13 protein-coding genes are annotated in these 11,808 nt (G+C 41.6%); 6 read left to right on the forward strand and 7 right to left on the reverse strand.

The features are described 5' to 3' along the window. Positions 1-156 precede the first annotated feature (156 nt). Complete coding sequence (locus V7K60_RS03930; protein ID WP_334923093.1) at positions 157-609, forward strand: hypothetical protein; 453 nt, start codon at positions 157-159, stop codon at positions 607-609. 9 nt (positions 610-618) lie between these two features. Continuing rightward, a complete protein-coding gene (locus tag V7K60_RS03935) occupies positions 619-2,733 on the forward strand; it encodes an NACHT domain-containing protein (RefSeq protein WP_334923095.1) in 2,115 nt (704 codons plus the stop codon). Between the two features lie 191 nt (positions 2,734-2,924). Here the strand turns inward: V7K60_RS03935 and V7K60_RS03940 are convergent, their stop codons facing one another. The 7 genes from V7K60_RS03940 to V7K60_RS03970 form a co-directional block, all read right to left on the reverse strand. Then, positions 2,925-3,440 carry a YceD family protein gene (locus V7K60_RS03940; protein ID WP_334923097.1) on the reverse strand — a complete coding sequence of 172 codons (516 nt, stop codon included), beginning with the start codon at positions 3,438-3,440 and terminating at the stop codon, positions 2,925-2,927. A 154-nt stretch (positions 3,441-3,594) separates the two neighbouring features. Continuing rightward, positions 3,595-4,122 (reverse strand): Jag family protein, encoded by a 528-nt coding sequence (locus V7K60_RS03945; protein WP_334923099.1) that lies wholly within the window; start codon positions 4,120-4,122, stop codon positions 3,595-3,597. Next, positions 4,119-5,270, reverse strand: a complete 1,152-nt coding sequence (gene yidC, locus V7K60_RS03950; protein ID WP_334923101.1) for a membrane protein insertase YidC — start codon at positions 5,268-5,270, stop codon at positions 4,119-4,121. Before yidC ends, V7K60_RS03945 begins: the two co-directional genes overlap by 4 nt. Before the next feature lie 154 nt (positions 5,271-5,424). Further along, positions 5,425-5,817, reverse strand: coding sequence for a PH domain-containing protein (locus V7K60_RS03955; protein WP_334923102.1), 393 nt, complete (start codon positions 5,815-5,817; stop codon positions 5,425-5,427). Beyond that, a complete protein-coding gene (gene rnpA, locus V7K60_RS03960) occupies positions 5,804-6,226 on the reverse strand; it encodes a ribonuclease P protein component (RefSeq protein ID WP_334923104.1) in 423 nt (140 codons plus the stop codon). Before rnpA ends, V7K60_RS03955 begins: the two co-directional genes overlap by 14 nt. Before the next feature lie 26 nt (positions 6,227-6,252). Continuing rightward, positions 6,253-6,387 (reverse strand): 50S ribosomal protein L34, encoded by a 135-nt coding sequence (rpmH, locus tag V7K60_RS03965; RefSeq protein ID WP_099102484.1) that lies wholly within the window; start codon positions 6,385-6,387, stop codon positions 6,253-6,255. A 113-nt stretch (positions 6,388-6,500) separates the two neighbouring features. After that, positions 6,501-7,013 carry a DUF2808 domain-containing protein gene (locus tag V7K60_RS03970; RefSeq protein ID WP_334923106.1) on the reverse strand — a complete coding sequence of 171 codons (513 nt, stop codon included), beginning with the start codon at positions 7,011-7,013 and terminating at the stop codon, positions 6,501-6,503. A gap of 813 nt (positions 7,014-7,826) precedes the next feature. Here V7K60_RS03970 and V7K60_RS03975 point away from each other — a divergent pair. The 4 genes from V7K60_RS03975 to V7K60_RS03990 all read left to right on the forward strand — a co-directional run bounded on the left by V7K60_RS03975 (position 7,827) and on the right by V7K60_RS03990 (position 11,689). Then, positions 7,827-8,993 (forward strand): Re/Si-specific NAD(P)(+) transhydrogenase subunit alpha, encoded by a 1,167-nt coding sequence (locus tag V7K60_RS03975; RefSeq protein ID WP_334923108.1) that lies wholly within the window; start codon positions 7,827-7,829, stop codon positions 8,991-8,993. A gap of 32 nt (positions 8,994-9,025) precedes the next feature. Beyond that, positions 9,026-9,319, forward strand: a complete 294-nt coding sequence (locus V7K60_RS03980; protein WP_273766159.1) for an NAD(P) transhydrogenase subunit alpha — start codon at positions 9,026-9,028, stop codon at positions 9,317-9,319. Continuing rightward, positions 9,316-10,722 (forward strand): NAD(P)(+) transhydrogenase (Re/Si-specific) subunit beta, encoded by a 1,407-nt coding sequence (locus V7K60_RS03985; RefSeq protein ID WP_334923110.1) that lies wholly within the window; start codon positions 9,316-9,318, stop codon positions 10,720-10,722. Before V7K60_RS03980 ends, V7K60_RS03985 begins: the two co-directional genes overlap by 4 nt. Before the next feature lie 226 nt (positions 10,723-10,948). Next, entirely contained in the window at positions 10,949-11,689 is a 741-nt protein-coding gene (locus V7K60_RS03990) for a hypothetical protein (protein WP_334923112.1), read from the forward strand. Positions 11,690-11,808: the final 119 nt, after the last annotated feature.

The raw sequence follows: 11,808 nt of genomic DNA on the forward strand, positions 1-11,808 counted from the left end.
TCCACAGGGAGAAACAAAGAATAAGTGAATTTACTTATCATCACTGAATGTAGTAATTGGCTTACTCTATACGCAATTTTTTTAATTTTCAGGAAAGTTGTTTGCTCAATCTGGATTAGAGCTTAAATAAAGTTATGTTTTTATCAAGCAAATAAAATGGCAAAAAATAACTCACAGCCCCAAAACCCTGGAGGAATGTCCCTCAACATTGGTGGTGGTCAATTTTCAGGTGTTCAAGTTGGACAAGCTGCAGGCGACATGACCCAAAATCAACAAAATACTCAGGGTGGGGTTGAGAAAGAATTGACCTTACCTGAGGTTGCGGAATTAATGGCACAAATCGAATTCATATTTCGTAATTCCGATTTACCAGAAGACCAAAAGAAACAAGCACTGAAACATCTGGATTATGCAAACGACGCAGTTAAAGAAAAAGAACCAGACAAAAACACTGCGGTAACAAGTTTGCAAAAAGCTAGTAAAGTCCTCAAAGAAACTAACGAAACGTTTAATGCAGGGCAAGGGATTTGGCAAAAGTTAGAGCCAATTGCCAAACAATTAGCTCCTTGGTTAGGAGTTGCAGCTAAAAGTCTTTTACTTTTTACATAAAAAAAGGTTATGAATCAAAATCTTAATATTGATGGTGCTTTGATTCGGGAAGCTCAAATTGGACAGGCTGGACGCGACTTGCACCAAATTCAGTACCTAACTGTGAATGAAAGCTTCAGCCTAGCTAAACTAATAGGTCATAGGCAGGTAAAAGCTCCTTCAGGGAAAGAGGAGTACCGTTTCCGAGAAGTTTTACTTAATAAAGTCAAACAGTATTGGATTAAAGGCGTACTAGAAAAATCTTTGTATACCAAAAGTCTAATTGATCTGGGACTGGAAGAACGATTAGACGCAGTAAAGCGCCCATCTAACATTGTCCAAGAAATTCCTAATGAGTCTGGGCAAACCTTACCTGAAGGGAAAAGTATCTCTGATGTCTTCAATCAGATGGGAAAAGGACGAACCTTATTGATTTTAGGAGAACCTGGTGCGGGTAAAACGATCACTCTCCTGAAGCTAGCACAAGAATTAATTGCTCGTACCGAAAAAGATTTGAGCCAACCTATTCCAGTAGTACTGAACTTATCTTCTTGGGGAAATAAACAACAAACAATTGCTGATTGGCTGATTGAGGAATTGAATAGTACATATCAAATTTCTAAGGCGCTTGGTAAAGTCTGGATTGAAGATCAACAACTATTACTGCTGCTAGATGGTTTAGATGAGGTGAAAATTGAGCGTCGGGAAAGCTGCATTAGAGCCATCAACGAATTTATGCAGGAACATGGGTTGATCGAGATTGTGGTGACAAGCCGTATCCGAGATTATGAAGCTCTCTCTACTCGTTTACAATTGCAAGGTGCTATCTGCATCCAATCTTTGACATTTCAGCAAGTTAAACAATATTTAAACAGGGCTGGTGAACAACTGGAAGCAGTAAAAACATTGCTTCAAGAAGACACTACATTGCAAGAGTTAGCTAAGTCTCCCCTGACTTTAAGCGTCATGACTCTGGCTTATAAAGGTAAGAAACTTGAAGATTTACCTAATACAGGTTCTAAAGAAGAACGCCGAAAGCACCTGTTCGATGCTTATATTGAACGGATGTTTAAGCGTCGTAAATATGAGCCAAGATACTCAAAAGTGCAAGCAATGCGCTGGCTAATTTGGCTAGCACAGCAGATGTTTCAGAAGTCTCAAACGGTCTTTCTTATTGAAAGAATACAGCCTACCTGGTTGTCAAATCGATTCCAAAAAATACTTTATCAATCTCTAAATTACTTATTTATAGTAATAATTAGTGGGTTAATTGGCCATTTAATAAGTAAATCAATAAATGGAGTATATCTTGGTGTAATCACTGGTGTACTAACTGTATGTTTTAGTACTACAGAAATAAAACCAGTTGAAACTTTGAGATGGTCTTGGCAAGAAGCCAGAAAGTTTCTGAAGGATGGACTACTATGGGGATTAGCTTTGGGGCTGATTGTAGGGCTGGGTTTTAAGCTAGTTACCGCTCCATTTGATCTCCAAGCTGGGCTGCAATTAGGGTTAGTATATGGGCTAATTAGTGGACTTATTTTAGGGTTGTTAAGTGGACTGAGAGGCCCAGAGATAGAGATAAGAACAATTCCTAATCAAGGGATTTGGAACTCAGTTAGGAATGCCGGAATAATGGGATTGATTGGTGGATTCCTCGGATTGCTTGGCGGATTAATTGGTGGACAAATCTTCGCAAAACCAGGATGGCTGCAATTGGGTTTAGTGTTTGGGCTTGTCTCTGGGCTTGTGTTTGGGGGTGGTCAAGCCTGCCTACAACACTTTACCTTACGCACCATTCTTTACAGCAAGAATTACATACCTCGAAACTATGTCCGCTTTCTCGATTATGCGACTGAACACATCTTTTTGCAAAAGGTTGGAGGTAGTTACATTTTTATCCATCGAATGCTGCTGGAGCATTTTGCCCAAATGGAGCCAGTATTTATTCAACCAACTTCACAACCAATTCATCAGTCTACTGATAGGAATAATGCACTCACTGAATTTAATTCAACCAACAATTTTAACAGAAGCACTCCATCTCAAACTCCACTTGAAAAAAATATAGTATGTACCAATTGTAGTTGCACTAATCCGGCGAATTTCAACTTCTGTACCAAGTGCGGGAGACGATTAAATTAACCACTTAGCCGAGACTAAATTAAATATAATCATAATGATAAATAAAGAACCTTATTTGCTCGTTTGTATTTATTATTGTGGTTAAATACTTTCAGTTCATAGCTTTACTGTGTACCATACAGGTATAATAATTAGCTAATTAAAATAAACGCGCTATTAGTAGCGCGTTAACGAAGTTGAAAGTGATTTGTCTATCCCGGAAGTTGCTTTTTCAGTGCTTCTAGAGAAGCCCAACGGTAATCAAGAGTTTCAGAATTATCAGAACTATCGACAGTACTACTTACAGGAATACCTGGACAATTGCGATCGCATAATTGGCGCTGCGGTATTGCCAAACACATCTGCTCATATAGCCATTCGTTGGGATAAAAATAACCATCGGGCGGTAAGCTTTCCAGCAAATCTTCCATAACCACTTCCCTTTCTAAAGGCAAGTCATTTGCCTGATTTGCAGTTTCGTCTAACCAAATGATTTCCTTCGTATCAAGCCCTAAACGGCGATTGTATTGCTGCAAGCAGCGGTTGCAGGTACAAGTAATAATTGTTTCTGCTTGAGCGGAGACTTGCAGGTAATTGCCATGATGTTGCACGCGCAGATGACCGCGAACTGGTGTTAACGTTTCCAGACCAGGTAGAAATTCCTTAACTTGAACTTCCTCTGTTCGCTCCGATGCTCTAATTAGCTGCGGAATATAAATTGCGTCCATAGGATTTGTGAGACATCCTCACTAAAATTTATCTTGATTACCAGTAATTATACTGATATTGAGTTTTTATTTTATCCCTTAAGAACAAGAGAAATTTTGAAATTATATATGGTTATGAGTTTTCAATTAACTCCAAACTCATAACTCTAAACACCTAACTCCTAACTCCTTCCAACGAAGCTGGACAGACAACTAAATGACGATGTGGCTCTTTACCGCGACTGAAGGTTTCTAAATCTCCAAATTCCTTCAAGAAGGTATGAACTTGACGCCGTTCAGCAGAACTAAGAGATTTGATTTCCACTTCTCTACCAGAAAAGCGCACTTCATCGGCTGCTGCTTCTGCTAATGCGCGAATTTCGGCTTCTCTTTTGACCCGGTAGCCATTTAACTCAATGGTGTAAGAGGCTTGTTCTTCTGGGGATTGACTGAGGTTTAGAACCGAATTTGCTAGATACTGAATCGCATCTAGCACAGAACCATCAGCACCGATTAATAGCTGGATTTGTTCTGATGTCAAATTGGTTTGGTCAATTGTCAACCAGTAGTTATCTGGTTCCGGGGAATCGCCCTCTTGAGATTGGGCAGTTTCTAAATGACCCTGAATCTCAGATGGTATTCCAGTGAGTTCTAGGAGTGTTTTTAACCACTGCTGACCTCGCTGCATCGGAATATTGCTCATGATCCCCCTGTAGCCTTTTTCTTGGCACTTTTTGGTTCAAATGGGAGTGCCTTTTGTTCTGTAACTGCGGCTTCTTTCTCCTGGGTTTCCACGATTTTTTGCAGTTCTTCTGGTAGAGGCTCGCGGGAGAGAAGATAAGTTTGTGCGGTTTGGAATATATTACCAATCACCATATACATCAGCACTCCAGCTGGCAGGGGGAAGAATAAAAACATCCCAGAAAAGATGACTGGAGTGATTTTGTTAACTGTATCCTGCTGCGGATTGCCACCACTGGAATTTTGCCCAGAAAGCATTTGGCTAACATAAAGGCTGATTCCAAAGAAGACAATCATGGCGACGATATCCCAGTGGATTGTGCCATCTGCATCTTGTGCGCCAACCCTGCCTAAAGCATCAATAAATAGAAAGCCTTTTTCTGCTGCTAGTCCAGGAATTGTTCCTTGAATAGTAACTTCTCCCGGTTGCAAGGCTTCTACATTACCCTGAGCATCAATTTTTATCCTATCTTCACCCTTGGTAATTTTCCAATCAGGAATCAGCTTATTTTCTGGGTGTTCTGCTAAAAGCACCTGGAATGGTTTACCTTCAACAGTCTGATACTGTATCTTGGTTTGTTCTCCCACCGCTAATTTATTTCCGCTGGGAATAATGGCAGCTACTTTAACGTGTTCCCCATCTGCAACGTAAATATTTTGAGGAGCAGTGGCAAAGGCTTGCGGTTGAATTTGTTCGATTTGTTCTGCAGGAAGAATTTGCAGGTTGACGCTGTAGTTCGCACTTGCGAAAGGCGAACCCCGCAAGGTGGCGAACAGCGCTAACAAGACTGGCATTTGCACTAGTAATGGAAAACAGCCTGCCAAGGGGTTGCCAAATTCTTTTTGGACATTGACCATTTCCTCTTGCTGCTTTTGCGGTTCATCCTTATAGCGCTCTTTGATTTCTGCCATCCGCTTCTGCATTAGAGGTTGTACAATTCGCATTTTCCGCATGTTGCGAATTGAGCCAGCACTCAGGGGATAGAGCGCGAAGCGGACTATCAAGGTCAAAGCAACGATCGCTAATCCGTAGCTAGGCACAATACCATAGAAGAAATCTATGATTGGCAGCATCACGTTGTTCGAGAGAAAGCCGATACCAAAATCCATTATTCTGAATTCAACCTGAGGTACTGTAAACTGAATCTAATTTATCTAAATCATGATTTGTCGGCGACTATCTTTCGCTACGGATAGCCGCACATTTAAATGGAGCATTGGGAATTGGGCATTGGTTCATCTCCCTCATCTTCCCCTGCTGCCATCACTTGTTAGCAGTGGCGCTAAATTCGGGATTTTTCGCAGCAATTCTTTCGTTGATGTAGTCATAGACTTCCCGAAAATTGGGAATTGCACGCAATTCGAGACGACTGCCGTTTTTTAAGGTGATCGCCATATCTCCCCAAAAGCCAATGCCACGGGGAACTTTGACGATTTTGACAATTTCTGAGTAAATTACGTCAGTGCGATCGCGTCCCTGCCAACCTCCAATCACAGTAATTCGGCGATCAGTGATGCGGAAACGCAGCCACAATGCCCTGACAATTGCCCCAACTGCTAATGGTATCCCGACAATGGTTAGCCCAATTAGCAGGTTGACAATTAAATCCCCAACATGGGGGCCACCTTCATAATAAACATCTTCACGAATTCCCATCGAACACCTCAGCTTGTGCCAACAACTGCTCTAATTCTTGCAGAAATTGTGGGCTTACGCACTTAGATTCTGCTGCTGTAGGTTTGACAATGAATACTAGCCGCCATCCTGGTGATAATTTTGGCAGCAAGTTATGTAAAGCAGCAGTCATTTGCCGTTTGATTCGGTTGCGAACCACTGCCCTTTTGCTGACTTTTGTGCTAATCGAAATGCCAATCAGCGTGCTGGCAAGATGTGCTGAGTCAGTTGCTTGTGTAGTCTGAGTGGCAGTGTCCAAAGAAGGTTTTGTTGAACATAACGGTTTTAAGGCTCTCAATGTTAAGTAAGAACCATGACGCCGAATTCCTTCTCGGAAAACTGCCTGGAAATCCTTTCGGGATTTTAGCCGATTTGCTTTGGGCAAAGCCACAGATGCTCTTTTAGCTTAAATATGCCCTAAACGCTCAGACGGTGACGTCCTTTTTTTCTTCTGGCGCTAATCACGTTTCTACCGTCTGGTGTCCGCATCCTGGCGCGAAAACCAGAGGTTCTTTTTCTCTTACGGCTAGTGCCGCCCAGTGTTCTTTTCATACTGTTCTCCTCTTAGGTGATTTTTATAAAAACTCACAATCTCTAATTGTATCACTTTGTGAGGGAATTGGGAATTGCCGATTGGTTACATCCCTACTCCCTATTCCCTATTCTTAATTGATGCTCAAAATCCATGTTCCCATGTAGCGCAGTAGTGGCACATCGCCAGGAGAGAGAACTTGACAGTTAAAATAGTAAACTCCGCCGAAGGATGGGTTTTTCACGTTAGATAACACTACCTCGACTGTGCTACCTGCTGGCACTGGCTCTTGAGGAAAAATATTAATCAGTTTACCTTCTTTGTCCCACTTCACCTCAGAAAGCGGAACTGCTTTGCCTTTGACTCGGACTTCAATTTTTTTCTGGTCAAAAGTTCCTTTGTAATAATCAGGGTAGGTAATTGCAAATTGACCAACCGCTAATTTCATTCTTTTGGCTGGAATTCTTAATATATAACGATCCCAACCATTAGCTTGTCCCCCAAAATCTAACCTAAAGGGTAGCTGATTTTCTTGTTTGACGCCGCTAAACAGCGTAAATCCAGGTAAACTTTGTGCCCAAGTCAAGGCTGGTAATCCAGTTACCAAAAAGCTAGTCACGGCTAAAGCAGAAAGTAAACGTCGCATAATTGGGCTTCCTCTACCAAAATATAAATCTGTTATCTAAAAATAACTGTGTGTTAGTATTCTTTACTAAACTTTACTACTGGCTTCCTGACAATGGACGTTTAATTTCCAAAAAAGTGCCATCCTGCCTGAAGTTTAGGCAACAGTCAAGTTACTTAGTATTAAAATAAACGTATATTAAATTTACTTCATTACCCTTGTGTAGCCTTGATTTGATTACTAAGTTGGTCAAATTTGAACTAAATAGAAACACAGTTGGGGTTGGATTGTGTTGACAAATATGTATAAGTGTATCTAAATTTGAGAATTTTGTTATAAAAATTGAGCCGGGTCATCAGCGATCGCCAGTTAAGTTGGGCTAAATTGATTAAAATAAGTTGGATTGGAATCGAAGTCGTAATTATTAAAATTTGATTGGGAAATTATAAAGCTTTCAAAATTCGGTCAAGATTACTCTATAAGAAAGGAATACCAAAATTTCTCAATCCCGAAAACAAGTTAAAGATAAAGATGCAAAATTTGGGAATCAATTTAGGATGTGCAATACGTAACCCTGTTTGCAACTATCTGAAAATATGACATCTGCGAGCGGCAAAGCGGAAAGTCTGAGCGGAGGTTCCCTCCAATCAGAATTTTACAAGAAAATGAGGCTTTGTCTGGAGAGCTAAGAATGGGAGAGGAAAGATTCAAGGTTCAATCTACAAGTAAAATTCATGGCTGATGTTCCTGCCTAAGTACTATGAGCGCGGAACATCCCTCATCTGGACAATCGCTTACTTAGCAGAGATTAGGTATTTATCTTCAGGAGATTTCATGAGAATAGCAGTTGCTAAAGAAATTGAAGTTTGTGAACGTCGTGTGGCATTAATTCCTGACACCGTTGCTCGATTGATAAAACAAGGTTTGGAAGTCTGGGTAGAAGCGGGTGCAGGAGAGCGATCCTTTTTCAACGATACTGACTATGAAGCAGCAGGAGCCACAATAATCAGCGATACTGCCAAATTATGGGGCGAAACAGATATTTTGCTGAAAGTCAGCCCACCGCAAGAACGAGAAGATGGACGCTCAGAAATTGATTTGTTAAAAGAAGGGGCTGTTTTAGTCAGTTTCCTCAATCCCTTGGGAAATCCTGTTGTAGCGCAGCAACTGGCAAATCGCAAAGTCACAGCTTTGAGTATGGAGATGATCCCCCGTACCACCAGGGCGCAAAGTATGGATGCTTTGTCCTCGCAAGCTTCATTAGCAGGTTACAAAGCAGTATTAATTGCGGCAGCTGCATTACCGAAATACTTCCCGATGTTAACCACAGCCGCAGGCACGATCGCTCCAGCGAAAGTATTTATTATGGGTGCTGGTGTCGCCGGATTGCAAGCGATCGCCACCGCCAGACGTTTGGGAGCAGTGGTAGAAGCCTTTGATATTCGTCCCGCCGTCAAAGAAGAAGTGCAAAGCTTAGGGGCAAAATTTGTTGAAGTCAAATTAGAAGAAGAAACTGTCGCCGCAGGTGGTTACGCCAAGGAAATCTCTGAGGCTAGCAAACAACGTACCCAAGAAGTTGTCGCCGAACACGTCAAAAATTCTGATGTTGTAATTACCACCGCTCAAGTACCTGGGAGACAAGCACCACGGCTAGTTACAGAAGAAATGGTGGCACAAATGAAACCCGGTTCAGTGATTGTGGATTTGGCTGCTGATCAGGGTGGTAACTGCGCCTGCACAGAACCCGGAAAAGATATTGTGTGGAACGGCGTGACAATTATCGGCCCGATCAATCTCCCATCATCGATGCCAATTCACGCCAGCCAATTGTATGCCAAGAACGTAACTTCGTTGATGCAACTGCTAATTAAAGACAAAGCTTTGCAGGTTGACTTTAGCGACGACATCGTTGATGCAGCTTGCGTTACCCACGCTGGTGAAATTCGCAATCAACGAGTGCGGGATGCGCTACAAGCTTTGAGCAGTGTTGGAGCAGGTTAGTAGCCAAATATACTATAAGGAGTTTTGATTTCATGACAGAGGCATTACTTGCTGCTTTGTTTGTATTTGTTTTGGCATCTTTTATCGGCTTTGAAGTCATCAACAAAATACCACCAACTTTACACACGCCCTTAATGTCAGGCTCAAACGCAATTTCTGGCATTTCGGTACTTGGGGCAATAGTAGCCTCAGGTGCTAGAGAAACAAGTGTGTCAGTGATTCTCGGTTTGATTGCTGTGGTATTGGCAACTGTTAACGTTATTGGTGGCTTCCTTGTCACAGACAGAATGCTGCAAATGTTCAAGAAAAAGGAGATTAAGGCGTGAGCGACTTTTTACCAACTGGCATTCAGCTGACGTACTTAGTCGCTGCATCGTTATTCATTTTGGGCTTGAAAAAGCTGGGATCACCAGCTACAGCTAGGAACGGTAATCTCGTTGCCTCTGTAGGAATGCTGCTGGCGATCGCAGCAACAATGTTAGATCAGCATGTGTTGAACTACGAGATGATATTGTTGGGCTTGGCGATTGGATCGGGAATTGGTGCGATCGTTGCCTACAAAGTCCAAATGACCGAAATGCCCCAAATGGTGGGTTTACTCAACGGCTTGGGCGGTGCGGCTTCGGCTTTAGTAGCCGTTGCCGAATTCTGGCGGTTGTTAGATAGTTCTCAGCCGATACCCTTAGATGTCAACATTTCCATACTTTTGGACGTGTTAATCGGTGGTATTACCTTCACAGGTAGTTTTCTAGCCTTTGCCAAATTGCAAGGTTTAATCAGCGGTTCCCCGATTACATTTCCTTTCCAGCAACCATTTAATCTCTTGCTTCTGGCTGCTTATGTAGTCGGCAGTGTCTATTTAATCATTACACCAGATAGCTTACCCATATTCTTAGGAGTGGTAGCTGTTTCCTTGGTGCTGGGCGTGATGTTCGTCATCCCGATTGGTGGCGGCGATATGCCAGTGGTAATCTCGCTGTTGAACTCGTTGTCAGGTGTGGCGGCGGCGGCGGCTGGGTTCGTGGTGATGAACAATATGTTAATCATCGCTGGTGCTTTGGTAGGAGCATCTGGCTTAATCCTCACTGAGATTATGTGTAAAGCGATGAACCGCTCCTTATTTAGTGTGCTGTTCAGCGCTTTTGGTACAGGATCTACTTCTGGTAGTGGTGCTGCTAGTGGTGGTGCAACTGATCAAAGCGTCCGCAGCATCGATCCCGAAGAAGGGGCGATGATGTTGGGTTATGCCCGTTCTGTGGTAATTGTGCCCGGTTATGGTATGGCAGTTGCCCAAGCGCAACATAGCGTTCGGGAATTGTCAGATCAGCTAGAAAAAATGGGCGTTGATGTCAAGTATGCCATTCACCCCGTTGCTGGGAGAATGCCGGGACACATGAATGTGTTGCTGGCTGAGGCAAATGTGCCTTATACCCAGTTGTACGACATGGATGATATTAATCCCCAGTTTGAGCAAGCGGATGTGGCTTTAGTAATTGGGGCGAATGATGTGGTAAATCCGGCAGCGCGGAGTGATACAAATAGCCCGATTTATGGTATGCCGATTTTGGAAGTTGATCGGGCGAAGCAGACGATTGTGATTAAGCGCGGGATGAGTACGGGTTTTGCCGGTGTAGAAAATGAGTTGTTCTACAAGGATAAAACTACGATGCTTTTTGGTAGCGCTAAGGATATGGTGGCGAAGTTGGTTTCGGAAGTGAAGCAACTTTAACGAACCGCAAAGGGTGCAAAGTAAAGAAAGAATTTAGAGAGTTTGCTTGCTTTGGGAGTGTGATGCTTCTGAGGCAAGTTTTTTGTTAGGGAATTACCTAACGCTAAGACGCAAAGAAGAACCCGCAGGGTAGGCGCAAAGAAGAGAAAGCTTAACTTGACGTTCCATCCATCCTAAATTATATTTGACTTTTTAATCTTATTTTTTCCAGTAAAATTACTTAAGCATGAATAATCAAGATTTTTTTAATGATGAGCTTCTAGAAAATAGAGTTAATGTATTTTATGGATATGGTAATTATCAAGGGAATTATTGGTTTGTTGGTATGGAAGAAGCAGGAGAAGACTTTAACGGTATTAATAGCAGAATAAATATATGGTCAAATAGAGGCGAAAAGGAATTAGACGATGTTGCAGAATATCATATAGATATAGGGCTAGGGGAGATTTTTCAACTAGGTGCAGCAATACAACCAACATGGAATAAATTAATTCGTATCGTATTGACTGCTAAAGGAAAAGAGAATATTGCTATAGAATATATTAGTAAATATCAAATAAACGAATTAGGTAGGAAAGATAAAGAGACTTGCTTATTAGAACTATTGCCTTTACCTTCACCATCTCTTAAACATTGGATATATAATCAACATTCTTCACTTTGTTTTTTATCTAATCGAGATACTTGTAAAAAATATTGTCTTGAAAAGCGAATCAACCATATTAGTCAGAGAATAAAAGAACACCAACCTAAAGCAGTTGTGTTCTATGGTATAGGATTTGAATATTATTGGAGAAGAATAACTGAAAAAATAACGAATGTTAAGTTTTCGCAAACTTCACAAGGTTTCTTAATTTGTAGAAATAGTAAAACTGTGTTTGTTATAGCTAAACATCCTGTGGCATTTGGTTTAAAAAATGAATATTTTCATAATATTGGTAGAGCAATTGCTGCTAACCTAGCGTGACAATAATTTTTTGTGCCTTCGTAACTACTGGAGTTTAGACTAAATAGCCTTCTTCAAAGGAAAAAATAGGGGGTGTGATTGAACACAGTCCCCCTATTAGCAGAAGCTGAGAGAAGAAC

This window comes from Nostoc sp. (assembly GCF_036917555.1).
GTDB lineage: Bacteria > Cyanobacteriota > Cyanobacteriia > Cyanobacteriales > Nostocaceae > Nostoc.